The following is a 23,472-nucleotide window of genomic DNA, read 5'->3' as shown; positions in this document are numbered from 1 at the left end:
GAACACAGATGTCTACCCCTATTATCGAACTTGAGAATGTCAACAAGTCCTTCGGCCCCATCGATGTCCTGCATGACATCAACCTGCGGGTCCGCGCGGGCGAGGTTCTATGCCTGCTGGGCGATAACGGTGCCGGTAAATCCACGCTGATCAAGACGCTGGCCGGTGTGCACAAGCCGACATCGGGGACGGTGAAGTTCGACGGCAAGCCGGTCGAATTCGACAATCCGAAACAGGCGCAGGATATGGGCATCGCCACGGTGCACCAGTTCGGCGGCACCTTCCCGCTGATGTCCATCGGGCGGTCCTTCTTCGTGGGTGTCGAGCCGACCAAGGGCTGGGGCATCTTCAAGCGCTATGATCGCAAGACCGCCAATGAGATCGCGGTGAAGGCCGTGCAGGATTTCGGCATCACCCGCATCGACGATGGCGACCGGCTGATCGGCGGGCTGTCGGGGGGCGAGCGTCAGTCGCTGGCCATCGCCCGCGCCGTCCATTTCGGTGCCCGCGTCCTGATCCTTGACGAGCCCACCGCCGCGCTTGGCGTGAAACAGGCCAGCCACGTTTTGCGCATCGTGCTGGAGGCGAAGAAGCGCGGTCTGGCGGTGATCTTCATCACCCATCAGGTCATGCATGCAATGACCGTGGGCGACCATTTCGGAGTGCTGATCAAGGGCGCGCTGGCCGCAGATTTCCGCAAGGGCGAAAAATCGCGCGAGGAGATCACCGACCTGATGGCCGGGGGCGAGGCGCTGGCCGATCTGGGTGAAGAGGTCGAGGAATACATGGCCACTCATGACGGCCATGCCCCGCCACCGCAGCACTGATCCTCACGGCGCGCGGTGATCCACTGCGCAGCCGGATAATCCAATCTTTATCTCAAGGTGATCTTTATGAAAATCGCCCTAGACCCGTTCATGCATCGTCATCTGACGCTGGAACAACTGCCGTCCAAAGTGGCCGAACTGGGCTATGAGTGGATCGAACTCAGCCCCCGCGCCGACTTTCTGGAATGGTTCAAGGCGCCGCGCGTGTTCCCCGACCGCGTCAAATCGTTCAAGCGCGCGCTGTCGGATGCCAATGTCGGCATCGCCACATTGCTGCCGATGTATCGCTGGGCCAGCAATGACGAAGACGAACGTCAGGCCGCCGTCCGCCACTGGAAACGCGCCATCGAAATCGCCGTCGAACTGGGCGTCGACACGATGAACAGCGAATTCGGCCGTGGCCCGCATCCCGACAAGGGCAGCTGCTACTGCTGCCACACCGGCAGCATGATCGAGGCCTGCGAGGATGCCTGGTGGCGCAGCATGGAAGAACTGGTGCCGGTCTTCGAACGCGAAGGCATCAACCTGCATATCGAACCGCATCCCGAGGACTGGACCGAGACCCTGCAGCCATCCGTGGACCTGATCCGCACGGTAAACAGCCCGCGCGTCAGGTTCCTATATTGCACGCCGCATACCTTCTATTTCGGCGATGACACGGTGGCGATGCTGCGCGAATGCGCGGATGTGCTGGCCCATGTCCATATCGCCGACACGTTCAACCACAAGGCCAGCAGCGGGCTGCGCTATATCATCAACCCGCCCGGATCGACGGCGCGCGTGCATCAGCACCTGAACATCGGTCAGGGTGAGGTGCCCTGGGACGATTTCTACAAGACGCTGGCCGAGATCGGCTTTGACGGCATCATGACCGCCTGCGTCTTCGCCTGGGAAGAAAAGGCCGACGAATCCGGCAAATTCATGCGCAACGAAATGCAGCGCCTGATCGAAAAGCATGGAGTGGGCCAATGACGCTGCGGGTCGGAGTTCTGGGAACTGGCATGATCGGTCAGGATCACATCCGCCGGCTGACGCAGGTCTTGTCAGGCGTCGATGTGGTCGCGGTCAACGATATTGACCGCGCTCGCGCCGCCACCGCCGCGCCCAAAGGGGCCGAGGTGTTCGACACGCCCAAGGCGCTGATCAATTCCGATAAGGTCGATGCGGTGGTGATCTGTTCCTGGGGCCCCGCGCATGAAGAGCAATTGCTGGACTGCATTGCGGCGGGCAAGCCGGTCTTCTGCGAAAAGCCGCTGGTCACGTCCGAGGCAGCGGCGCGCCGCGTGATCGCAGCCGAGGTGGCCCATGGCACGCGTCTGGTTCAGGTCGGTTTCATGCGCCGCTTCGATGCCGATTACCGTCGGCTGAAAAAGGTCATCGACGGCGGCAGCCTTGGCGCGCCGCTGATGTATCATTCGACCCATCGCAATGCGTCCGTGCCCGAGGGGTTGTATACCTCGGACATGCCGCTGAACGATACGCTGGTGCACGACGCTGATATCTCGCGCTGGCTGCTGGAGGATGAGGTCGCGGCCGTCGAGGTGCGTGTGCCCCGTCGGAACACACGCGGCAAGGATCTGCGCGACCCGGTGATGGTGCTGCTGCACATGGGCTCGGGCGCGATTGTCGATGTCGAGATCAGCGTGAACATTGCCTATGGCTATGACATTCGCGGTGAGGTCAGCTGCGAAAACGGCGTCGCAGCGCTGCCCAATCGCCCTGCGGTCGTGGTCAGCGACCAATATGGCATCCGGCAGGCGATCCCCGAGGATTGGCGCGAACGCTTTATCGACGCCTATGATCAGGAGTTCCGCGAATGGATCGTCGCGGCGGGGCAGGGCACGGCCACCGGCCCCAGCACTTGGGATGGATACGCCGCCACGCTGGTCGGCGATGCGGCGCTGCGGGCCGTCGATTCCGGCGCGCGCGAAGCCATTACCATGATCGAGAAACCGGCGCTTTACGGCAAGGCAGCCGCCAGGGCGGCATGAACTGAACCAGAGGGGGGCAGCGCAGATGATCAACGGAGAACGCAAAATCGCCGCGCCCCTGCGTTGGGGTATGATCGGTGGCGGCCGTACCGGTCAGGTCGGCTACAAGCACCGCACCGGCGCGCTGCGCGACGGCACTTATCGGCTGGTTGCCGGGGCCTTCGATCTGGATGCCAAGCGCGGCCGCGATTTCGGCACCAATCTGGGCGTCGATCCCGATCGCTGCTATGACGATGTTCAGGCGCTGATCGCCGGTGAGGCGGACCGCGAAGATGGCGTTCAGGTCGTCTCCGTCGCCACGCCCAATTTCACCCATTTCCCGATCACCAAGGCGCTGCTGGAGGCGGGCATCCACGTGATCTGCGAGAAGCCCCTGTTCTTCACCGTCGCCGAATGCGACGAGATCGCGGCGCTCGCCGCCGAAAGGAACCTGATCGTCGGCGTCACTTATGGCTTTACCGGCCACCCGCTGGTGCGCCAGATGGCGGCGATGATCGCCAGCGGCGTGCTGGGCGAGATCCGCATCGTCGATCTGCAATATACTCACGGCTTCAATGCGGGCGATGACACCAACGCGTCCGAGGCCCAGAAATGGCGCACCGATCCGGCGAAATCCGGCCCGACCTTCGTGTTGGGCGATATCGGTACGCACTTGTTCTACCTGTCCGAGGTCGTCTTGCCCGATCTTCGGATCGAGCGGCTGCTGTGCGACCGCAAGGCATTCATCCCCTCGCGCGCACCGCTGGAAGACAACGCCACGGTGCTGATGCATTACGACAATGGCGCGCGGGGCCATCTGTGGGTCAGCTCGGTCGATACCGGCAACATGGGCTCGCAGCGTTATCGTTTCGTGGGGTCCAAGGCCTCGGTCGAATGGTCCGACAGCCGCCCCGATCAGCTGCTGTATCAGGTGCAGGGCGAACCCGAACAGATCCTGCATCACGGCATGCCCTATCTGGAACCCGAAAGCCTTGCCGTGGATCGTATGGGCGCGCTGCACACCGAGGGGCTGGGCGATAGCTGGGCCAATATCTATCTGTGGATCGCTCAGGCCATCGACGCGAAACGACGCGGGGATGAGGCATTCCTGCAAACCCACCGCTATCCCGGCATGCAAGCGGGCACCGAAGGTGTGCGCTGGCTGGAAAACTGTGTCCGCTCGGCCAAGGCGGGCGGGACTTGGGTGGATTATCAATAACCGGAACGGGCGCGCCGGACCTCCTCCACCCGGTGCGCCCAACTTTCATCGCATCAGAAAGACCAAGAAATGAAACTTTCGATTTGCACCGATGTCATGGGCAATCTGTCCTTTACGGACATGCTGGATAAATGCGTGGCCCTTGGTGTCGAAGGGGTCGAGATGACTGGCGGCGGCTGGTCGCCCGCGCCGCATTTTCGTGCCGATGAACTTCTGGCCGACAAGGGGCTGCTGAAGCAGAAGCTGACCGAGATCGAAGCCCGAGGGCTGGAAATTGCGGCGCTGAACTGCTCGGCCAACCCGCTGGACCCGGGCGAGATGGGCAAGCGCCATCTGAAGGAAATGCAGGACACGATCCGTCTGGCGGGCGAGATCGGGGTGAAGAAGATCGTTACCATGTCGGGCCTGCCAGAGGCCGCGCCGGGCGATATGGTCCCGAACTGGCTGGTCTATACCAAAAGCTGGCCCAACGAGATGCCCGAACGCGACCGCTACCAATGGGAAGACCGCGCCTTTCCGCTGTGGCACGATCTGGTCAAGCTGGCCAAAGAGGTCGGCGTGGAAAAATACGCGCTGGAAAACTTCTCGGCCATGCTGGTCTGGAACCCGGAAACCCTGTTCCGGCTGCGGGGTGAGGTTGGCCCGACAGTGGGCATGAACCTAGACCCCAGCCACCTGATCTGGATGGGCGCCGACCCGATCCATTCGGCCCGCGCGCTTGGCGATGCGATCCACCATTGCCACGGCAAGGATACCCGCATTGAACGCGGCCGTGCCGATGTCGATGGCTTTTTGGAACTGCGCGAGGTGACCGATGTCGCCAACCGCACCTGGAACTATGTCGCGGTTGGTGCGGGTAAGGATCTGCAATGGTGGAGGGAATTCTTCTCGGTCGTGCGTATGATGGGCTATAACGACTGGGTTTCGCTGGAGATGGAGGACTTCACCATGTCCACCGATGCGGGCATCCAGTCCTCCATCGACGCGCTGCAAGCAACCATCAGCCGCTGAGGGCCTGCAGGTGTACAAGTTCATCATTACCATCGACTGCCGCCCGGGAACGCGCGACACCATCCTGTCGCGCGCACCCGCAGTGCAGGCCGCCACGCGGGCCGAGCCGGGCTGCATCGCCTATGATTTCTACACCTGCACCGACAATCCCGAACGGCTGGTTTTCGTCGAAAGCTGGACGGACCGTGCCGCCCACGATTTCCACATGCAGCAGGATTACACCAAAGGCTTCATCGCCTTTCATGAACAGTTCCATGAAAGCCTGACATTCGAGACGGTCAATGTCGCAGACTGACATCACCCTCACCTGCGCGCCCTGCTGCTGGGGCGTGGATGATGTGACAAACCCGCATCTACCCGCATGGGAAACGGTTCTGGATCAAGCAGCCGCTGCAGGTTTTGGCGGACTGGAGTTGGGGCCCTATGGCTATATGCCGCTGGACGTAACGGTCCTGACGGAGGCGCTTGATCGTCGCGGCCTTTCCATCGTAGCGGGCACCATCTTCGACGACCTCGTCTCACCCGCAAACCGCGATAACCTGCTACGCCAGACCGACGACATCTGCGCGCTGATCGCCGCGTTGCCGAAACCCGCGACCCATAGGGGCCAGCGCTTCCCCGCGCCCTACCTGACGGTGATGGACTGTGGCCATGATGAACGGGACTATGCCGCCGGCCATTCCGACCGCGCGCCACGTCTGGATGCGGGGGCGTGGGAAGGCATGATGGCCAATATCCGCGCCATCGCCACCCGCGCCGCAGATCATGGTCCGCGCGCCGTGGTCCATCCCCATGCGGGCGGCTATATTGAATTCGCCGACGAGTTGGACCGCGTGGCTGCCGATATTCCGGCCGATCTGGCCGGGCTTTGCCTCGATACCGGACACATGGCCTATTCCGGCATGGACCCGCTGGAAACGCTGCGCCGCTATTGGGACCGCGTGGATTATCTCCATTTCAAGGATATCGATCCGGCGATTTATGATCGCATACTGAGCGAAAGAATTCGCTTCTTCGATGCCTGCGCGCGGGGTGTGATGTGCCCCATCGGGCGCGGCACTATCGACTATCCCGCCATCCGTCGCCTGCTGAGCGAGCTTGGCTATGGCGGCTATATCACCATCGAGCAGGAACGAGATCCGCAGAATGACGGATCAATTCTTGCAGACCTCTCTGCCAGCCGCGCCTTCCTGCGCCACACCGGATTTTAGGAGAATGCACATGAAGTCCTTGGACGTGATCACGATTGGCCGCAGTTCGGTTGATTTGTATGGCGATCAGATTGGTGGTCGTTTGGAGGATATGGGGTCGTTTTCGAAGTATATCGGTGGGAGTCCGACGAATATTGCTTGCGGGACGGCACGGTTGGGGTTGCGCTCTGCGGTGATCACCGGGGTGGGTGATGAGCATATGGGGCGGTTCATTGTCGAGCAGCTTTTGCGCGAGGGTTTGGATACGCGGGGGGTGAAGGTGGACCCGGATCGGCTGACGGCGCTGGTGCTGTTGGGGATCCGGGATGAGGACAGCTTTCCGCTGATTTTCTATCGCGAGAATTGCGCGGATATGGGGCTGACCGAGGAGGATATCGACGAGGGGTTCATCGCCGAGGCGCGCAGCCTGCTGGCGACGGGGACGCATCTGTCGCATCCCCGCACCAAGGCGGCGGTGCTGAAGGCGCTGGGCCTGGCGCGGAAGCATGGGGCGCGGACGGCGCTGGATATTGATTACCGCCCAAACCTCTGGGGCGTGGCCGGGCATGGCGAGGGGGAAAGCCGGTTCGTGGAAAGCGCCGAGGTGACGGCAGAGCTGCAAAAGACGCTGCATCTCTTTGATCTGATCGTCGGGACCGAGGAAGAGTTCCACATAGCCGGGGGCAGCACGGATACGATCACGGCGCTGCGCAACGTACGTGAGGTCAGTGATGCCACGCTGGTCTGCAAGCGCGGCGCGGCGGGGGCGGTGGCCTTTGAAGGCGCGGTCCCCGACAGTCTTGACGATGGCCAGACGGGTCCGGGCTTTCCGATCGAGGTCTTCAATGTGCTGGGCGCGGGGGACGGGTTTTTCTCGGGCCTGATGAAGGGCTGGCTGGATGGGGCGGATTGGCCGACGGCGCTGACATATGCCAATGCCTGCGGGGCCTTTGCGGTCAGCCGGCATGGTTGCACCCCGGCCTATCCCTCGCTGACGGAACTGGAATTCTTCCTGAGGCGCGGGGTCACGCGGGCCGATCTGCGCAATGATGCCGAGTTGGAGCAGGTGCATTGGGCTACGAACCGGGCGCGCAATCACAATGGCGGCGACTGGTCCACGATCCGGACCTTTGCCTTTGATCACCGGATGCAGCTGGAGGAGATGCCGGGCTACAGCCGCAAGAAGGGCGGTGCCTTCAAGGAGCTGTGCCTTGAGGCGGCGCTGAAGGTGGCGGATGGCCAGCCGGGTTACGGCATTCTGTGCGATGACCGGATCGGGCGGTCTGCGCTGCAGGCGGCGATGGGCTCTGGCCTGTGGGTCGGGCGGCCGGTGGAGTGGCCGGGGTCGCGGCCCTTGCAGCTGGAGCCGGAACTGGGCGCTGATCTGGGCGGGCTTTCCGAATGGCCGAAGGATCAGGTGGTGAAATGCCTGTGCTTCTGTCATCCCGATGACGATGCCGCGACCTGGGCCGCGCAGGAGCAGACCGTCCTGCGGCTGTTCACGGCGGCGCGCAGGAGCGGGCTGGAGTTTCTGCTGGAGGTGATCCCGTCGAAGGTGGCCCCGGTGGATGACATGACCACCGCGCATCTCATCCAGCGGTTCTACGATCTGGGCGTTTACCCCGATTGGTGGAAGCTGGAGCCGTTTCGCGATGCCGCGGCCTGGCAGAACGCGGTGGATGCGATTGAGCGGAATGATCCGAACACGCGCGGCATCGTTGTTCTGGGGCTGGATGCGCCCGAGGATGAGCTGGCCGAGAGTTTTGCGCTGGCCGCCGCTCAGCCCTTGGTCAGGGGCTTTGCCGTGGGCCGGACGATCTTTGGCGATGCGGCGCGGGGCTGGCTGGAGGGCCGGATCGATGACGAGGCGGCGGTGGCGCAGATGGCCGGGCGGTTCCGGCGGCTTTGCGCGATCTGGGACCGGGCGCGGGCCGATGCGCGGGCGGTTGCGTAAGGGGGAGGGGCGCTGCCCCTCTTGGCCTGCGGCCAATTCACCCCGGGATATTTGGACAAAGAAGAAAGGGCGGCGTGATGAGCGGTGAGACGATCCGGTTGACGGCGGCGCAGGCGATGGTGCGCTGGCTCTCGGTGCAGATGACGGAGGAGGGCGAGCGGTTCATCGAGGGGGTCTGGGCGATCTTCGGGCATGGCAATGTGGCTGGTCTGGGCGAGGCGCTGCACGGGATTGGCGATGGCTTGCCGACCTGGCGCGGGCAGAACGAGCAATCCATGGCCCATGCCGCGATTGCCTATGCCAAGGGGCAGGGGCGGCGGCGGGCACAGGCGGTGACGACCTCGATCGGGCCGGGGGCCACGAATGTGGTGACGGCGGCGGCTTTGGCCCATGTGAACCGGTTGCCCTTGCTGATCGTTGCGGGGGATGTCTTTGCCAACCGGCGGCCCGATCCGGTGCTGCAGCAGGTCGAGGATTGGGGTGATGGCACGGTCAGCGCCAATGACTGTTTCCGCCCCGTTGTGCGCTATTTTGACCGCATCACCCGGCCCGAGCATCTGCTGACCGCGCTGCCCCGCGCCATGCGGGTGATGACCGATCCGGCCGACTGCGGGCCGGTCTGTCTGGCCTTTTGTCAGGATGTGCAGGCCGAGGCTTATGACTGGCCGGTGGCGTTTTTTGAACCGCGTGTGTGGCGTATCCGGCGGCCTGCGCCCGATCCGGAGGAACTCTCTGAGGTGGCGGGGCTGATCCGGGGGGCCGCGCGTCCGGTGATCGTCTGCGGGGGCGGGGTGATCTATTCCGGGGCCGAGGCGGCGCTGGCCGAGTTCGCGACGCGCCACAATATCCCGGTGATCGAGACGCAGGCCGGGAAGTCCTCGCTTTCGCAGGCCCATGCGATGAACTACGGCGCGGCCGGGGTCGATGGTTCGGCGGCGGCGAATATGGTGGCGGGGGCCGCGGACCTTGTGATCGGGATCGGCACGCGGCTGCAGGATTTCACCACCGGTTCGCGGACGCTGTTTGGGGGCGCGAAGCTGGTCAGCCTGAATATCCAGCCCTATGACGCAGCCAAGCATGGCGGGGTCTCTCTGGTGGCGGATGCGAAGGTGGCGCTGGAGGCGCTGACGGCGGAACTGGGCGATCACCGGGCCGAGGCCCCCGATCCGGCGATCCGGGCGGATTGGCTGGCGGCGGTCGATGCGCATTGCGCGGCGCCGAGCGGGAATGATCTGCCGACCGATGCGCAGGTGATCGGGGCGGTGCAGCGCGCGACCGGCGAGGACGCGATTGCGATGTGTGCGGCCGGGACCATGCCCGGCGCGCTGAAGCTGCTGTGGCAGGCCAGCCGACACGGCTATCACATGGAATATGGCTATAGCTGCATGGGCTACGAGGTCGCGGGTGCCATGGGGCTGAAGCTGGCGCGGCCTGAGCGCGAGGTGATCTGCTTTGTCGGCGATGGCAGCTATATGATGATGAACAGCGAGTTGGCGACGGCGGTGATGCGGCGGGTGCCCTTTACCGTCGTGCTGACCGACAACCGGGGCTATGGCTGCATCAACCGGCTGCAGCAGGGCACGGGCGGCGCGGCCTTCAACAACATGTATGTGGACAGCCGGATCGAGGTGCAGCCGCAGATCGATTTTGTCGCCCATGCCGGGTCGATGGGCGCGCATGCGGTCAAGGCGGGCGGCATTGCGGCGCTGGAGGCCGAGATCGCCGCCGCGCGGAGCCGCGATATTCCGACGGTCATTGTCATCGACACCACGGCGGTGCCCGGTCCCGGCGACGGGCTGGCGGGCGCTGGCCATTGGTGGGACGTGGCCGTGCCCGAGGTCGGTAAGACCGAGAAGCTGCGTGCGGCTTATGCCGGTTACCTGCAAAACGCCGCGCGTCAGCGGCTGGTTAATTGAGGTCGATATGATCCTTTACGGCACCAATCCCATCGCCTGGTCCAATGATGACGATCACAGCATCGGTGCGCATCTGTCGCTGGACGATTGCCTGTCCGATTGCCGCGAGATCGGCTTTGACGGGATCGAGAAGGGGCACAAGATGCCCTCGGACGGGGCGGCGCTGAAGGCGACGCTTGGCGGCTACGGGCTGCGCTTCATCGGCGGCTGGCATTCGACGAATATCCTTGCCACGGGATCGACGCCCGAGGTCGAGCGTGCCGCGATGGATGCCCATATCGCCATGTCGAAGGCGGCGGGCAGCGATGTGATCATCATCTGCGAATGCTCGAACACGGTGCATGGCAATGATCAGGTCGCCGCCAATGACAGGCCGGTGCTGAGCGATGCGGAATGGGAGCGCTTCATGGCGGGGATCAATGATCTGGCCGCCCATGCGGCGGGGCAGGGGATGCGCTTTTGCTATCACCACCATGTCGGCACCTGCGTGGAAAGCGCGGATGATATCGACCGCTTCATGGCGGGCGCCGGTCCTGATGTGTATCTGTTGCTGGATACCGGGCATTGCACTTTTGGCGGGGCCGACCCGGCCCGGGTGGCGCGAAAATACATGAGCCGGGTGGGGCATATCCATTGCAAGAATGTCCGGCGTGAGGTGATGGAAGAGGTGCGGGCCGAGGGGTTGTCCTTTATCGAGGGGGTACGGCGCGGGGCCTTTACCGTGCCGGGAGATCGCGAGGGCTGCGTCGATTTTGCCCCGGTGCTGCGGATTGCGGCCGAGGTCGGTTATCACGGTTGGCTGGTGATCGAGGCCGAGCAGGACAGTGCCATCCGCGATCCGCTGCACTATCAGTCCATGGGCCATCGGGCCTTGCGGCAGATGGCTGCGCGTGCGGGTCTGGACCGGCATCTGGCGGTCTGAGGCCGGGGTGGAGGGGCGCTGCCCCTCTTGGCCTGCGGCCAATTCACCCCGGGATATTTGGGCAAAGAAGAAAGGCCGGGTGGTGGACGTCCGGATGGGGATATGTGCAGGGGCCGTCGGGCCGCGTTCAGGAAAGGACAGGGGATGAGTCACCTTCTTCGCAAGGCTTTTGGCACCCGGGGCGAGGTGCATCGGATCACTCCGGCGGATGCCGGGTGGCGCTATGTGGGGTTCGGGCTGCATCGGCTGCGGGCCGGGGACCGGGCCGGGGATGCGACCGGCGATCGCGAGGTGATCCTGGTCATGGTTGAGGGCCGCGCGCGGATCCGGGCCGCCGGGCAGGATTGGGGCGTGTTGGGCGAGCGCATGAATGTCTTCGAGAAGACCCCGCCGCATTGTCTGTATGTTCCGAATAGTCAGGACTGGCAGGCCGAGGCCGAGACGGATTGCGTGATTGCTGTCTGTCATGCGCCCGGTCGCGGCGGCCATCCCGCGCGGCGGATCGGGCCCGAGGGGATCACGCTGACGCAGCGAGGCGAGGGCACGAATGCACGCTTTATCAACAATATCGCCATGGAGGATCAGGATGTCGCCGACAGCCTGCTGGTGACCGAGGTGTTTACCCCTGCCGGGCATTGGTCCAGCTACCCCAGCCATCGCCATGACGAGGATGACTTTCCGCGCATCACCTATCTGGAAGAGACCTATTACCACCGGATCAATCCCGGCAATGGCTGGGCCGTTCAGCGGGTCTATACCGATGACGGATCGCTGGATGAGGTGATGGCGGTCAGGGATGGCGATGTGGTCTGCGTGCCGCGTGGACACCATCCCTGCGGCGCGCCACATGGGTTCGAGCTCTATTACCTGAACGTCATGGCCGGGCCGCGCCGCAACTGGCGCTTCGTTCCCGCACCGGAAGTCGAGCATCTGTTCTGAAAAAGAGGTGCAGCGGAGGCGGCGACCGCTGTCGCGCCAATGATGGCCGGTGACGTTTGGCGTCGCCTCGGGTGAGATCACCTCAGGGCAGATGTTGCGCGGGCCAGATGGGCTGACGGTCGCTGCGATCCTTCTTTGTCCTGCGGGCCGTTCTTTGCCATCGAATGCCGGTTTCGCTTTCCATCCGGCTTATATCCGTGTCTGCTACTGCCTTATTGTACAGTCTTAGTCATGGCCCGGCTGGCCGTGACCCGAAAGGGAGAGGTCTGAAATGGCAGAGGTGACGATTACCAAAGAGGATGGCGCGCTGCGCGGGCGTTATGTGGCCCGGATCGAGGGCGTGGATGCGGAAGGAGAGATCACCTTTACCCATCGGGGGCAGGGGATCATAAGCGCCGATCACACTGGCGTGCCCGATGCGATGTCGGGACAGGGGGTTGCCAGGGCCCTGCTGAATTTCCTGCTGGATGACGCGCGTCAATCCGGGTTCCGCATCATACCGATCTGCCCCTATGTGCGCGGCCAATATGCCCGCCATCCCGAATGGGCCGAACTGTTTACGACCAAACCCGGCGAAGATCCATGAACAGGAGATGACCATGGCCAAGACTGAACCAGAGCCCATCCGCGATCCGAAGTCAGACCGTCTGCTGACGCCGGAAAACTGTGCCATCGTGCTGATCGATTACCAGCCCGAGCAATATCGCACCATCACCTCTTCCACCCGCGAAGAGATTGACCTGAACGTCATTGCCCTGTGCAAGCTGGCCAAGGCCTATGACATTCCGGTCATCGTCTCGACCGTGGGTGTGGATATGGGCGTGAATACCGGCACGGCGGAAGAGATCATGGCGGAATTGCCCGGCGTGAAAGAGATCGACCGCAGCGGTGTGAATGCCTGGGAAGATGAAGAGTTTCGCGATGCCGTCGCGGCCACCGGGCGCAAGAATATCGTCATGGCCGGGCTGTGGACCGAGGTTTGCCTGACATTCCCGACGCTGGACATGCAGGCCGAGGGCTATCATGTCTATCCGGTTGCCGATGCTGTGGGCGGGATTTCCCCCGTCGCGCATGATCGCGCCATCGAGCGGATGCAGGCTGCGGGCGCCACGCCCATCACCGCGATCCAGTTCGGGTCCGAACTGATGCGCAACTGGGCGCGCGACAGCTCTCAGCGGTTCCGCGAAGTGCTGCAATGGTATTTCCCCAAGCGCTTTGCCCTGCTGAAAGAGGGCAAGATCTGAAGAAGGAAGGGCGCGATGACCTCGCGCCCTTTTGCCGTCGTCGGTGTCAGGCCAGCAGGGCGCGGGCCTGTTCGGGGTCCAGCGCCTCGGGGCGGTCGCAGCTTGTGGTGATCTGCACGAACGCGCCGCTGTCGCCGGATTTCAGGATCGCGGTCATCACATCCACCACATGCAGGGCAAAGCTGTTATTGCAGCGATGCGGGCGATCTTCGACAATGGCCAGCGCCATATCGGCCAGCCCGGCGGCGCGATAATTGGCGTGGCCATTGTCGTTTTCCTGCATGAAGGGGTGATCCCAGTCCAGTCCGATGGTGGTAAAGCTGCCCTTGCGGGTCATCCGCAGCTCGCCGCCGAAGAAATTCGGGTCCGGGATGTAAAGCGTGCCGTCACGGCCATAAAGCTCGATATTGTTGTGGTCGTGATGCCAGACGTCCCAGCTGGTGATATAGGCGATCTGCGCGCCCGAGGCGAATTGCAGGATGGCGTGGAAGGTGGTCGGCGTATCGACCGGAATTTCCTCGCCAAAGCGCGGTTGCGACGTGATCGTCCGGGTCGGGCTGGCCATGCCGCTGGTCGCGGCGACACGCGTGACCGGGCCCAGCAGTTGCACCATTTCCGAGATGTAATACGGACCCAGATCCAGCACCGGGCCGCCGCCCGGCTGAAAGAAGAAATCCGGGTTCGGATGCCACATCTCCATCCCCGGGCTTTGCACGAAACAGGTGCCCGAGGTGATCTTGCCGACGACACCATCGTCGATCAGCCGCCGCGCAAGCTGATGGCTTCCGCCCAGAAAGGTATCCGGCGCCGATCCGATGCGCAGGCCCTTTTCCGCCGCGATCCGGTCCAGATCCTGACCCTCTTCCAGCGTCAGGACGAAGGGCTTTTCGGAATAGACATGCTTGCCCGCCAGCAGGATCTTTTTCGAGACCTCGTAATGCGCGGCGGGAATGGTCAGGTTGACCACGATGTCGATATCCCCGGCCGCCAGAAGGCTGTCCACCGTTTCGGCCCGGATGCCGAATTCCTTGGCGCGGGCCTTTGCGGCCTCGGCATTCAGGTCGGCCACGGCGCGCATCTGGATCCCGCGAAACAGCGGTGCAAGGCGCAGATAGGCGGCTGAGATATTGCCGGCGCCAATGACGCCGATCCCCAAAGTCTTGCTCATTCTTGCGGTTCCTTGTCAGAAGCTGCGGATGCTGGCGATGCTTTGACGCGCAAAGCGGTCGATATCCGAGGGGTTGTCATGCTCGGCCACGTAAAGCTCGCAGTTCGCGTCGCGCAGGGCGGCCATGATCTTGGCCCAGGGCATCGTGCCATGGCCGACATCGGCCCAGCCGTCCTGATCGGTATTGTCGCCATCGGGCGCGATATCCTTGACATGGGCGGCGGTGATCCGGTCGCCATGCCGGGCGATCCAACCCATCGGATCGGCGCCACCCCGGGTGATCCAGGCGATATCGGCCTCCCAGTCGATCTGCGGCGCGGTGTCCAGGATGATCTGCATCGGGATGCTGCCATCGGGCAGCGGCTCGAACTCGAAATCATGGTTGTGCCAGCCAAAGGGATAGCCCTCTGCGCGCAGTTGCGCACCGATGGCGGCCAGCCGTTCGGCAAAAGCGGTCCAGCCTGCCGCATCCCGGGGACGCTGATCGGGCATCAGATAGGGGCAATAGATGCGTGTGATGCCCAGCGTTTTGGCAATATCCAGCGCGGCGGGCAGATCGTTTTCCAGCATCTCCACCGAGAAATGTCCCGATGGCATCGAAAGCCCCGCCTGATCCAGCGCCGCCCGGAACGCCGCCGGGTCGTCATAGACGCCGCCGAAGCCTTCGACCTGCGTATAGCCCAGATCTGCCAGCTTGCGCAGCACATCCGGCCAGGGGGTGAAATTGCGCGCCGAATAAAGCTGGAAGGAAATATCCATGATGTCATTCCTTTAAAGTGAAGTTTCAAAGATCTGGGCTTACAGCCGTTCTTCGCTGTCCCGGTCGAAGATCGAGGCCCGTGCGGGGTTGAAGCCGATCTGCAATTCCTCGCCCGGGGCGGGCTTGATCCGGCCGTCCATGCGCACCCAGATCAGGCGCTGTCCCACCCTGAGGCGCACCAGCGTGTCCGAGCCCAGCGGCTCGACCAGTTCGGCCTGTCCGGTCATGCGGACGGCGCGGCCTTCGGCCTCGGCTCCGGTGCGGATATGTTCGGGCCGGATGCCGAACCATGCGGGCCCGTGGCGGCGGGCATTGGCGAAGTCATAGCCATCCACGGTGAAGGTCACATCGCCCGCGTTGAAGCCGCTGTCATCCAGATGGCCGTCAAAGAAATTCATCGCCGGAGAGCCGATGAATTCCGCGACATATTTGTTGACCGGGCGCGAATAGATCTCATCCGGAGTGCCCAGTTGCAGGATCAGCCCGCCGCGCATGATGGCGATGCGGTCGGCCAAGGTCATCGCCTCGATCTGGTCATGGGTGACATAGATCATGGTATTGTCCAGCTTCTGGTGAAGCTGCTTGATCTCGACCCGCAGATCGGCGCGCAGCTTGGCATCCAGATTGGACAGCGGCTCGTCGAACAGGAACACATCCACATCGCGCACCAGCGCCCGGCCAATGGCCACGCGCTGACGCTGCCCGCCCGACAGGGCGGCGGGCTTGCGCTTCAGCAGCGGCTCGATCTGCAGGATGCTGGCGGCGCGGGCGACGCGCTTTTCGATATCGGCCCTGGGGACGCCTGCGTTTTTCAGCCCGAAGGTCAGGTTCCCCTCGACCGTCATCTGCGGATAAAGCGCATAGCTTTGAAAGACCATGCCGATGCCGCGCTTGCTGGGCTCTTCCCATGTCACATTGCGCCCGCCGATGAAGATCTGGCCGTCGGTGACCTCCAGAAGCCCGGCGATGCAGTTCAGCAGCGTGGATTTTCCGCAGCCCGACGATCCCAGCAGGACCAGAAATTCGCCCTGACCGATATCCAGGTTCAGGTCTTTCAGCACATTCACCGCACCGAAGCTGAGGTCCAGATTGCGGATCGAGATACTTGGTTCCATAGTCATGTTGCCCCCTCAGCCCTTGACCGCGCCGGCCGCGATGCCGCGCACGAACAGCTTGCCCGAGATGAAATAGATGATCAGCGGCACCAGCCCGGTCAGCAGCGTGGCGGCCATGTTGACGTTGTATTCCTTGACGCCCTGAACCGAGTTGACGATGTTGTTCAGCTGCACCGTCATCGGGTAGTTTTCGGGCCGGGTATAGACGACGCCGAACAGGAAATCGTTCCAGATGCCCGTGATCTGCAGGATCATCGCGACCACGAAGATCGGCAGCGACATGGGCAGCATGATGCGGAAATAGATGCCCCAGAAACCTGCCCCATCGACCCGTGCCGCCTTGAACAATTCCTCGGGGACCGAGGTGAAGTAATTGCGAAACAGCAGCGTCAGGATCGGCATGCCAAAGATCGTATGCACGATGACCAGCCCGGTCAGCGACCCGTAAAGCCCCGCTTCGCGCAGCAGGATCACGATGGGGTACAGCATCACCTGATAGGGGATGAAGGCGCCGATGATCAGGATGGTAAAGAAGATATCCGCGCCCTTGAACTTCCAGTTCGCCAGCGCGTAGCCGTTGATCGAGGCGATGGCGATCGACAGCAGGACCGAGGGCACCGTGATCCTGATCGAATTGCCAAATCCGCGCGACAACCCGTCGCAATTCAGCCCGGTGCAGGCCTCGGCCCAGGCTTTCTTCCACGGTTCGAAGGTGATCTCCATCGGCGGGGCGAAGATATTGCCCATGCGGATTTCCGGCATCCCCTTCAGCGAGGTCACCACCATCACGTAAAGCGGCAGCAGGTAATACAGCGCCACCAGGATCAGCGTGCCGTAGATCATGATATTGCGCCCCGACAGCGCCCGGTTGGGGCGGGGGCCGCGCGGGCCGTCGGTCATGCGGGACGCGGGATGGGACAGATCAGCCACGGCGCTTTCCTCCGAATTCCAGATAGGCCCAGGGGATGATGATGATGATCACGCTCAGCAGCATCATGGTCGAGGCCGCCAGCCCCTGTCCCAGATTCTGCGCCCGGAACATCATGTCATAGACGTATTTTGCGGGCACCTCGGTCGAGATGCCGGGCCCGCCGCCGGTCTGCGCCACGACCAGATCATACAGCTTGACGATGCCTGCCGTGATGATGACCAGCGTGGTGATGAAAACAGGGCGCATCATCGGGATGACGATGAAAAGATAGGTTTTCCACATCGGGATCCCGTCAACCCGCGCGGCTTTCCAGATATCCTCGTCAATGCCGCGCAATCCGGCCAGCATCAGACACATGACCAGCCCGGTGCCCTGCCACAGACCGGCGATCAGGATGCCATAGATCGCGATATCGGCATTATAGAGCGGGTCGAAGGTGAAGCTGTCGAATCCCAGGGCGCGGATCACGCTTTGCACGCCGAAATCGGGATTCAGCAGCCATTGCCAGACCAGTCCGGTGACAATGAAGGACAGCGCAAAGGGATAGAGGAAGATCGTGCGAAAGGCGTCCTCGAACCGGATCTTCTGATCCATCAGCGCCGCCAGCACAAAGCCGATCACAAGGCTGAAGATCAGCGACAGAACGCCATAGATCGCCAGATTCTCGATCGAGACGACCCATCTTTCGGTGCCCCACAGCCGGTCATATTGGCTGAACCCCACCCATCTTTCGCGGGGCAGCATCTTGGAGTCGGTGAAAGAGTAGACAATCGTCCACAGGCTGCCGCCAAGAAAGACGACCATCGCTGTCAGAACCATGGGAATGGCGGCGACCTTGGCGCTGAGATTCTGAAACAGACGTGAGGGACGATGAGACATGCGTCATCCTCGGACAGGTTGGCCATTGCGCGGGGCAACGGACGGGACGTGTTGCGTGGTTGGGCTGCCGGTCAGGGTGACGGCAGCCCGATGCAGGCGATCAAGAGGCGTCGCCGATGATCTGGGCGAAACGGGCCTGCGCATCCTCGGCCGACAGGCTCATGTCGCTGAAGAACTGGTTATGCAGGTCTTCCAGCTGCGTATTGGTGTCGGGGGTGATGAGGGCATCCGTGCCCGGGACGATATTGCCCGCGCCGATGATTTCCAGCCCCTTCTTCATGCAGTCATTTGCGGCGGCCAGGTCGATGTCCTTGCGCACCGGAACCGAGCCTTTCTTGAGGTTGAAGGCCACCTGCGCCTCGGGCGAGAACATGACCGAGGCCAACTCGCCCTGGGCTTCCGATTTCGCATCATCCGACAGTTTCGGGAAATAGAAGGCATCGCCATTGGCCGACAGATACTGGCCCACGCCCAGTCCTGCCAGGCAGGTGTAATCCTTGCCCGCGACCTGCCCGGCGACCTGGAATTCGCCCTGTGCCCAGTCACCCATGATCTGCCCGCCGGCCTGACCGGTGATGACCATGTTTGTGGCCTGGTTCCAGTCCTGCACATTGGAATTTGCCGCCATCTTGCGCGCGGCATCGGCGGCGGCCCAGACCTTGGCCATTTCCGGCCCGGCAGCCGTCTCTGCGTCGTGATCCTGGAACACCTTCATGTAAATGTCGGGACCGGCAAGCGACAGCACCATGCTGTTGAACGCGCCGCCCGATTGCCAGCCCTGCTTGCCCATGGCCAGCGGCACCTTGCCCGCCGCTTCCAGCGCGGGCGCTGCGGCGACGAATTCATCCCAATTGGTCGGCACGGGCACGCCCGCATCCTCGAAGGCCTTGTTCGACAGCCACAGCCATTGCCAGGAATGGATATTGACAGGCACGCAATAAAGCTCGCCGTCCAGCGTGCAGTTTTCCAGCAGGAAGGGCGCGGTGATCACATCCGCCCAGCCCTCGGCTTCGGCCAGTTCGGTCAGCGAGCGCATCATCCCCGCATCCACCAGTTCTTCGGCCTGCCGACCGTGGTTGAACTGCGTCGCGGCCATGGGATCGCCGCCGGTGATGCGGCTGATCATGATCGGGCGCGCGGTGGACCCTGATCCGGCGATGGCGCCGTCGATCCACTTGTTGCCGGTCGCGTCGAAGGCCTTGGCGAATTCCGCCACCGCCGCCGCTTCCCCGCCCGAGGTCCACCAATGCGTCACCTCCAGCTCTTCGGCCCAGGCGCTGCCGCCCAGACAGATCGCGGCACTTGCGGCCAGCATCATCCGTGTCTTGGTCATATGTCTTTCCCCTCCCTTGGGGCGATGGGGCGCCCCTTGCGATATGCGATCTCCTCAAATCGCATCTGATTGCGTCATGGCGCACCCTTTTTCCCATCAGGAGGGTTTGCCAATGAAAACCATTACATGCATCTTTGAAGCGATGGGATTACTTGTCAAGCGGCTTGCTTTGCGAGGCGAGGGTTGGCGATGTAAGGTTCTGTATTCGCCAGAAAAAGATTGATCTTTCGCGTCGTTTCCCGCGCATATCGCTGCGTCACCCCTCGAATCATGCGCCGGATCGCTGGTCCTGCGCGATCCGGCGGTGTCTGCCTGACGTCCCGGCAGGCTGGCGGATGGGCTGGCTTCTGGGCTATATCTTGATGAACGCGCCACACGGCCCATGCGCCGCCCCAACAGGAGAGTATCATGTCGCTTCCCAAGCCGGGTCCGATGAGCCTTGTTCCCTTTGTCAGTGTCGAGGGCATGATGCAGTTGATCGTGCAGCAGGGCGTGGAAAAGATGCTGGTCGAGCTGGCCGGATATATCGAAGAGGATTTCCGCCGGTGGGAGCAGTTCGACAAGACCCCCCGCATCGCCGCGCATTCGCCCGAGGGCGTGATCGAGCTGATGCCGACCTCGGACGGGCGCAGCTATGGCTTCAAATATGTGAATGGGCATCCGAAGAATTTCCGCTCGGGCCGGCAGACGGTGACGGCCTTTGGCGTGCTGTCGGATGTGGAAACCGGCTATCCGGTGCTGATCACCGAGATGACCCTGCTGACGGCGCTGCGCACGGCGGCCACATCGGCGCTGGTGGCGAAATATCTGATGCCCGAAGGGGCCAAGACGATGGCCATGATCGGCAATGGCGCGCAGTCGGAATTCCAGTGCCTGGCCTTCAAGGCGATCTGCGGGATCGAAAATGTCCGCCTGTATGACATCGACCCGAACGCCACCGAAAAGGCGGTGCGTAACCTGCAGGGCAAGGGCCTGAATGTCGTTGCCTGCAAAAGCGGGGAAGAGGCGATGGAGGGCGCGGAAATCATCACCACCTGCACCGCCGACAAGCAATTCGCCACCATCCTGACCGACAACATGGTCGGCGCGGGCGTCCATATCAACGCCATTGGCGGTGACTGCCCCGGCAAGACCGAATTGCACCGCGACATCCTGACCCGCTCGGACATCTTCGTGGAATATCCGCCCCAGACCCGGATCGAGGGTGAGATTCAGCAATTGCCCGAAGATCACCCCGTCACCGAATTCTGGCAGGTGGTGACCGGCGCGACCAAGGGCCGCACCAGCGCGCGTCAGATCACCCTGTTCGATTCCGTGGGCTTCGCGACCGAGGATTTCAGCGCCCTGCGCTATATCAACGAGTTGGTCCGTCAAAGCGACAGCTTCCAGAAGCTGGACCTGCTGGCCGATCCCGACGATCCCCGCGACCTGTTCGGCATGATCGAGCGCTTTGGCAAAAGCATGGACGCCGCCTGAGACATTTTAACTCATGTCCGCTATGCTCGGCCTCTGATTTACGTCCGCGCGATAGTGATATTCGATTTGACCAAGGGGCTTGCCGATCATGACAGAGGTTCGGAACGTGAAGACCGCCGCGCGACTGGGCGCGATGAACCGCTGTCCGAAATGCGGCAAGGGGCGGATGTTCGACGGCTATCTGCAGGTCGTCAGCAAATGCGACAGCTGTGGCGAGCCTTTGGGCGAATATCCTGCGGCGGATGGCCCGGCCTTTTTCACCATCACCATCGTCATGCTGCTGCTGATCCCGATCATTGGATTCGGATGGGTGCTGTTCCGCCCCGATCCTGTCACCCTGTCGCTGGTCATCGGGGTGCTGATCACCGTGCTGACGCTGGCGCTGCTGCGCTATGTGAAGGGCGCCTTTGTCGGCTATCTCTGGGCCAATCACGAAAAGGATCGCGGGGCCTGACCCCACGTCATTCCGAATTTCGAACGACCCTGCCTTGATCCGCTAGACGACCGGTCTATTTTTGTCGCTATGATGCAGACAGAACTGACACCCAAGGCCCAGGCGACACGGCAGCATATCCTGGATACGGGCTATGCGCTGGTGTTGAACAAGGGCTTTGCCGGTCTGGGCTTGCAGGAAATCCTGCGCAGCTCTGGCGTGCCGAAGGGCTCTTTCTACCACTATTTCCCGTCGAAAGAGGCATTCGGGGCGGCACTTCTGACCGATTACGTGGCGCGCTATGCGGACCGGCTGAATGTCCTGCTGGACCGGCCCGGAACGGCGCGCGACCGCCTGATGCGCTATTGGCAGGCCTGGATCGCCGACCCGGATGACCCGGCGGCTGCGGGCTGGGCCGAAGGCTGTCTGGTGGTCAAGCTTGCCGCCGAGGTTGCCGATCTGTCCGAAGACATGCGGCTGGTGCTGACCCATGCGACCGACAGGCTGGTCGCGCGGATCGCGGCGCTGATCACCCAGGGCCGTGCCGATGGTTCGCTGCCCGCAGGGGCCGAGGCCGGGGCGCTGGCGCAATGTCTGTATCAGATGTGGCTGGGGGCGGCGCTGCTGTCCAAACTGACCCGCACGGATCAACCGATGCGGCGGGCGGTGGTGGCCACGGAACACCTGCTGGCCTGCGAGGTTGGCGATATGCCCGAAAGGAATAGTCGATGAAGATTTTCTACAAGACCCGTGCCACCGCGACCGGAGGCCGCTCGGGCCGTACGGAACTGGATGACGGCTCGCTGGGCTTCGACCTGGCGCAGCCCGGCACTGACAAGAGCGGCACCAATCCCGAACAGCTTTTCGCGCTCGGCTATGCCGCCTGTTTCGACAGCGCCCTGTCGCTGGTGGCCCAGCAGATGAAGCTGGACACAACCAGCAAGACCTCGGTCGAGGTCGGGATCGGTCAGCGTGCCGAGGGCGGCTATGCGCTGGATATCGACATCCATGTCGAGACCAGCGGCATCAGCCGGGACGAGGCACAGAAGCTGATCGAGGCCACGCATCAGGTCTGCCCCTATTCCAATGCCACCCGCGGCAATGTCGATGTGCGCCTGCACGTCACCGCCGCCTGAATGCCGGAGATGAACATGCGCAGCGCAATGCATCACAAATTCGGTGAACCGGCCCATGTCCTTGCGATGGAAGAGGCCCCCATTCCCGAACCGGGTCCCGGCAAGGTGCGGATCAGAACGATCCTGTCGCCGATCCACAATCACGATATCTGGACCGTCCGCGGCAGCTATGGCTACAAGCCGGAACTGCCCGCCATTGGCGGCAGTGAAGGGGTCGGCATCATCGACGCGCTTGGCCCCGATGTGACGGGCTTTCAGGTCGGCCAGCGGGTGGCGACGGCCAGCGTCCACGGCTCCTGGGCGGAATATTTCATTGCCCCTGCGGGCGGGCTGTTGCCGGTGCCGGACGCGATTTCGGACGAATCTGCCGCGCAGCTGATCGCGATGCCCTTCAGCGCCATCTGCCTGCTGGATTTCCTGAATGTCCAATCCGGGGATTGGGTGATCCAGAATGCGGCCAACGGTGCCGTGGGCAAGATGCTGTTCACGCTGGCCAAGTCGCGCGGCGTCAATGTCATCGGGCTGGTCCGCCGCGATGCGGGTGTCGAAGAGATGTCGCAGCTAGGCATCGACAATGTCGTCTCGACCGCAAGCGAGGGCTGGAAGGATCGCGTGCGTCAGATCACCGGCGACGCCCCGATCCGCGCGGCGGTGGATTCCATCGGCGGTCAGGCCAGCGGCGATCTGGTCGGGCTGCTGGGGGAAAACGGCCTTCTGGTCAGCTTTGGCAGCATGGAGGGCGCGCCGATGCAGATCCCTTCGGGCGATCTGATCTTCAAGCAGGCGACCGTGAAGGGGTTCTGGGGCAGCACCGTCATTGCGCAAATGGCGCCCGAGAAGCGGGTGGCGCTGCTGACAGAGATCGTGACCCTTGTGGCCAATGGCACGCTGAACCTGCCGGTCGAGGGCGTCTTTGGTCTGGATCAGGTCGCCGATGCCATGCGCGCCTCTCTGACGCCGGGCAAGGCGGGCAAGGTTCTGTTGCGCCCGTAATGGCATGGGCTGCGGCCAGCGCCGCAGCCCTGTTCCGAATGTGGATCCGCGCTGGC

At 62.9% G+C, this 23,472-nt stretch carries 24 protein-coding genes; 18 read left to right on the top strand and 6 right to left on the bottom strand.

Annotated features, from left to right (window positions below; translation table 11 throughout):
- The first annotated feature begins 8 nt into the window (after positions 1-8).
- From JHX87_RS08135 to JHX87_RS08075, 13 genes are all read left to right on the top strand, one after another.
- Complete coding sequence (locus JHX87_RS08135; RefSeq protein WP_271885732.1) at positions 9-827, top strand: ATP-binding cassette domain-containing protein; 819 nt, start codon at positions 9-11, stop codon at positions 825-827.
- Between the two features lie 66 nt (positions 828-893).
- Positions 894-1,799 carry a sugar phosphate isomerase/epimerase family protein gene (locus JHX87_RS08130; protein WP_271885734.1) on the top strand — a complete coding sequence of 302 codons (906 nt, stop codon included), beginning with the start codon at positions 894-896 and terminating at the stop codon, positions 1,797-1,799.
- Positions 1,796-2,818 carry a Gfo/Idh/MocA family oxidoreductase gene (locus JHX87_RS08125; RefSeq protein WP_271885736.1) on the top strand — a complete coding sequence of 341 codons (1,023 nt, stop codon included), beginning with the start codon at positions 1,796-1,798 and terminating at the stop codon, positions 2,816-2,818. Before JHX87_RS08130 ends, JHX87_RS08125 begins: the two co-directional genes overlap by 4 nt.
- A gap of 25 nt (positions 2,819-2,843) precedes the next feature.
- On the top strand, positions 2,844-4,016 hold the full coding sequence (locus JHX87_RS08120) for a Gfo/Idh/MocA family protein (protein WP_271885738.1): 1,173 nt from the start codon (positions 2,844-2,846) through the stop codon (positions 4,014-4,016).
- A gap of 69 nt (positions 4,017-4,085) precedes the next feature.
- Positions 4,086-5,027 (top strand): sugar phosphate isomerase/epimerase family protein, encoded by a 942-nt coding sequence (locus JHX87_RS08115; RefSeq protein ID WP_271885740.1) that lies wholly within the window; start codon positions 4,086-4,088, stop codon positions 5,025-5,027.
- Positions 5,028-5,037: 10 nt separating this feature from the next.
- Positions 5,038-5,322 carry a putative quinol monooxygenase gene (locus JHX87_RS08110; RefSeq protein ID WP_271885742.1) on the top strand — a complete coding sequence of 95 codons (285 nt, stop codon included), beginning with the start codon at positions 5,038-5,040 and terminating at the stop codon, positions 5,320-5,322.
- Positions 5,309-6,238, top strand: a complete 930-nt coding sequence (locus JHX87_RS08105) for a TIM barrel protein (RefSeq protein ID WP_271885744.1) — start codon at positions 5,309-5,311, stop codon at positions 6,236-6,238. Before JHX87_RS08110 ends, JHX87_RS08105 begins: the two co-directional genes overlap by 14 nt.
- A gap of 10 nt (positions 6,239-6,248) precedes the next feature.
- Positions 6,249-8,171, top strand: a complete 1,923-nt coding sequence (locus tag JHX87_RS08100; RefSeq protein WP_271885746.1) for a bifunctional 5-dehydro-2-deoxygluconokinase/5-dehydro-2-deoxyphosphogluconate aldolase — start codon at positions 6,249-6,251, stop codon at positions 8,169-8,171.
- A gap of 77 nt (positions 8,172-8,248) precedes the next feature.
- Positions 8,249-10,087, top strand: coding sequence for a 3D-(3,5/4)-trihydroxycyclohexane-1,2-dione acylhydrolase (decyclizing) (gene iolD / locus JHX87_RS08095; RefSeq protein ID WP_271885748.1), 1,839 nt, complete (start codon positions 8,249-8,251; stop codon positions 10,085-10,087).
- A 7-nt stretch (positions 10,088-10,094) separates the two neighbouring features.
- A complete protein-coding gene (iolE, locus tag JHX87_RS08090; protein WP_271885750.1) occupies positions 10,095-11,009 on the top strand; it encodes a myo-inosose-2 dehydratase in 915 nt (304 codons plus the stop codon).
- Positions 11,010-11,153: 144 nt separating this feature from the next.
- Positions 11,154-11,948 (top strand): 5-deoxy-glucuronate isomerase, encoded by a 795-nt coding sequence (gene iolB, locus JHX87_RS08085; protein WP_271885752.1) that lies wholly within the window; start codon positions 11,154-11,156, stop codon positions 11,946-11,948.
- A gap of 271 nt (positions 11,949-12,219) precedes the next feature.
- Entirely contained in the window at positions 12,220-12,534 is a 315-nt protein-coding gene (locus tag JHX87_RS08080; RefSeq protein WP_271885754.1) for a GNAT family N-acetyltransferase, read from the top strand.
- A 13-nt stretch (positions 12,535-12,547) separates the two neighbouring features.
- Entirely contained in the window at positions 12,548-13,192 is a 645-nt protein-coding gene (locus JHX87_RS08075) for an isochorismatase family protein (protein ID WP_271885757.1), read from the top strand.
- A gap of 46 nt (positions 13,193-13,238) precedes the next feature.
- Here the strand turns inward: JHX87_RS08075 and JHX87_RS08070 are convergent, their stop codons facing one another.
- The 6 genes from JHX87_RS08070 to JHX87_RS08045 form a co-directional block, all read right to left on the bottom strand.
- Entirely contained in the window at positions 13,239-14,360 is a 1,122-nt protein-coding gene (locus tag JHX87_RS08070) for a Gfo/Idh/MocA family protein (protein WP_271885759.1), read from the bottom strand.
- A gap of 15 nt (positions 14,361-14,375) precedes the next feature.
- Positions 14,376-15,119: a sugar phosphate isomerase/epimerase family protein gene (locus JHX87_RS08065; protein ID WP_271885761.1), complete on the bottom strand. Its 744-nt coding sequence runs from the start codon at positions 15,117-15,119 to the stop codon at positions 14,376-14,378.
- 39 nt (positions 15,120-15,158) lie between these two features.
- On the bottom strand, positions 15,159-16,235 hold the full coding sequence (locus tag JHX87_RS08060; protein WP_271886075.1) for an ABC transporter ATP-binding protein: 1,077 nt from the start codon (positions 16,233-16,235) through the stop codon (positions 15,159-15,161).
- Positions 16,236-16,250: 15 nt separating this feature from the next.
- Entirely contained in the window at positions 16,251-17,135 is an 885-nt protein-coding gene (locus tag JHX87_RS08055; protein WP_271886077.1) for a carbohydrate ABC transporter permease, read from the bottom strand.
- A 22-nt stretch (positions 17,136-17,157) separates the two neighbouring features.
- The gene (locus JHX87_RS08050; protein WP_271885763.1) at positions 17,158-18,045 is read right to left on the bottom strand and encodes a carbohydrate ABC transporter permease; all 888 of its coding nucleotides are present in this window, start codon (positions 18,043-18,045) and stop codon (positions 17,158-17,160) included.
- A 100-nt stretch (positions 18,046-18,145) separates the two neighbouring features.
- Positions 18,146-19,378, bottom strand: coding sequence for an ABC transporter substrate-binding protein (locus JHX87_RS08045; RefSeq protein WP_271885765.1), 1,233 nt, complete (start codon positions 19,376-19,378; stop codon positions 18,146-18,148).
- Positions 19,379-19,786: 408 nt separating this feature from the next.
- Between JHX87_RS08045 and JHX87_RS08040 the strand changes: the two genes are divergently transcribed.
- The 5 genes from JHX87_RS08040 (at position 19,787) to JHX87_RS08020 (ending at position 23,416) form a co-directional block, all read left to right on the top strand.
- Positions 19,787-20,854, top strand: a complete 1,068-nt coding sequence (locus JHX87_RS08040; RefSeq protein ID WP_271885767.1) for an ornithine cyclodeaminase — start codon at positions 19,787-19,789, stop codon at positions 20,852-20,854.
- 88 nt (positions 20,855-20,942) lie between these two features.
- The gene (locus JHX87_RS08035; protein ID WP_271885770.1) at positions 20,943-21,308 is read left to right on the top strand and encodes a DUF983 domain-containing protein; all 366 of its coding nucleotides are present in this window, start codon (positions 20,943-20,945) and stop codon (positions 21,306-21,308) included.
- A gap of 72 nt (positions 21,309-21,380) precedes the next feature.
- On the top strand, positions 21,381-22,019 hold the full coding sequence (locus JHX87_RS08030; RefSeq protein ID WP_271885772.1) for a TetR/AcrR family transcriptional regulator: 639 nt from the start codon (positions 21,381-21,383) through the stop codon (positions 22,017-22,019).
- On the top strand, positions 22,016-22,423 hold the full coding sequence (locus tag JHX87_RS08025) for an organic hydroperoxide resistance protein (RefSeq protein ID WP_271885774.1): 408 nt from the start codon (positions 22,016-22,018) through the stop codon (positions 22,421-22,423). Before JHX87_RS08030 ends, JHX87_RS08025 begins: the two co-directional genes overlap by 4 nt.
- 15 nt (positions 22,424-22,438) lie before the next feature.
- Positions 22,439-23,416: a zinc-binding dehydrogenase gene (locus JHX87_RS08020; RefSeq protein ID WP_271885776.1), complete on the top strand. Its 978-nt coding sequence runs from the start codon at positions 22,439-22,441 to the stop codon at positions 23,414-23,416.
- The last annotated feature ends 56 nt before the right edge of the window (positions 23,417-23,472 follow it).

The sequence above is a fragment of the Paracoccus fistulariae genome, from assembly GCF_028553785.1.
GTDB classification, from domain to species: Bacteria; Pseudomonadota; Alphaproteobacteria; order Rhodobacterales; family Rhodobacteraceae; genus Paracoccus; species Paracoccus fistulariae.
Note: the sequence above shows the minus strand (reverse complement) of the source record. Positions and strands in the feature narration are given on the sequence as shown.

Excerpts from the sequence above, each read along its gene's own strand:
- JHX87_RS08135 (WP_271885732.1), top strand. The coding sequence starts at position 9 with ATGTCTACCCCTATTATCGAACTTGAGAATGTCAACAAGTCCTTCGGC.
- JHX87_RS08130 (WP_271885734.1), top strand. The coding sequence starts at position 894 with ATGAAAATCGCCCTAGACCCGTTCATGCATCGTCATCTGACGCTGGAA.
- JHX87_RS08125 (WP_271885736.1), top strand. The coding sequence starts at position 1,796 with ATGACGCTGCGGGTCGGAGTTCTGGGAACTGGCATGATCGGTCAGGAT.
- JHX87_RS08120 (WP_271885738.1), top strand. The coding sequence starts at position 2,844 with ATGATCAACGGAGAACGCAAAATCGCCGCGCCCCTGCGTTGGGGTATG.
- JHX87_RS08115 (WP_271885740.1), top strand. The coding sequence starts at position 4,086 with ATGAAACTTTCGATTTGCACCGATGTCATGGGCAATCTGTCCTTTACG.
- JHX87_RS08105 (WP_271885744.1), top strand. The coding sequence starts at position 5,309 with ATGTCGCAGACTGACATCACCCTCACCTGCGCGCCCTGCTGCTGGGGC.
- JHX87_RS08100 (WP_271885746.1), top strand. The coding sequence starts at position 6,249 with ATGAAGTCCTTGGACGTGATCACGATTGGCCGCAGTTCGGTTGATTTG.
- iolD (WP_271885748.1), top strand. The coding sequence starts at position 8,249 with ATGAGCGGTGAGACGATCCGGTTGACGGCGGCGCAGGCGATGGTGCGC.
- iolE (WP_271885750.1), top strand. The coding sequence starts at position 10,095 with ATGATCCTTTACGGCACCAATCCCATCGCCTGGTCCAATGATGACGAT.
- iolB (WP_271885752.1), top strand. The coding sequence starts at position 11,154 with ATGAGTCACCTTCTTCGCAAGGCTTTTGGCACCCGGGGCGAGGTGCAT.
- JHX87_RS08080 (WP_271885754.1), top strand. The coding sequence starts at position 12,220 with ATGGCAGAGGTGACGATTACCAAAGAGGATGGCGCGCTGCGCGGGCGT.
- JHX87_RS08075 (WP_271885757.1), top strand. The coding sequence starts at position 12,548 with ATGGCCAAGACTGAACCAGAGCCCATCCGCGATCCGAAGTCAGACCGT.
- JHX87_RS08070 (WP_271885759.1), bottom strand. The coding sequence starts at position 14,360 with ATGAGCAAGACTTTGGGGATCGGCGTCATTGGCGCCGGCAATATCTCA.
- JHX87_RS08065 (WP_271885761.1), bottom strand. The coding sequence starts at position 15,119 with ATGGATATTTCCTTCCAGCTTTATTCGGCGCGCAATTTCACCCCCTGG.
- JHX87_RS08060 (WP_271886075.1), bottom strand. The coding sequence starts at position 16,235 with ATGGAACCAAGTATCTCGATCCGCAATCTGGACCTCAGCTTCGGTGCG.
- JHX87_RS08055 (WP_271886077.1), bottom strand. The coding sequence starts at position 17,135 with ATGACCGACGGCCCGCGCGGCCCCCGCCCCAACCGGGCGCTGTCGGGG.
- JHX87_RS08050 (WP_271885763.1), bottom strand. The coding sequence starts at position 18,045 with ATGTCTCATCGTCCCTCACGTCTGTTTCAGAATCTCAGCGCCAAGGTC.
- JHX87_RS08045 (WP_271885765.1), bottom strand. The coding sequence starts at position 19,378 with ATGACCAAGACACGGATGATGCTGGCCGCAAGTGCCGCGATCTGTCTG.
- JHX87_RS08040 (WP_271885767.1), top strand. The coding sequence starts at position 19,787 with ATGTCGCTTCCCAAGCCGGGTCCGATGAGCCTTGTTCCCTTTGTCAGT.
- JHX87_RS08035 (WP_271885770.1), top strand. The coding sequence starts at position 20,943 with ATGACAGAGGTTCGGAACGTGAAGACCGCCGCGCGACTGGGCGCGATG.
- JHX87_RS08030 (WP_271885772.1), top strand. The coding sequence starts at position 21,381 with ATGCAGACAGAACTGACACCCAAGGCCCAGGCGACACGGCAGCATATC.
- JHX87_RS08025 (WP_271885774.1), top strand. The coding sequence starts at position 22,016 with ATGAAGATTTTCTACAAGACCCGTGCCACCGCGACCGGAGGCCGCTCG.
- JHX87_RS08020 (WP_271885776.1), top strand. The coding sequence starts at position 22,439 with ATGCGCAGCGCAATGCATCACAAATTCGGTGAACCGGCCCATGTCCTT.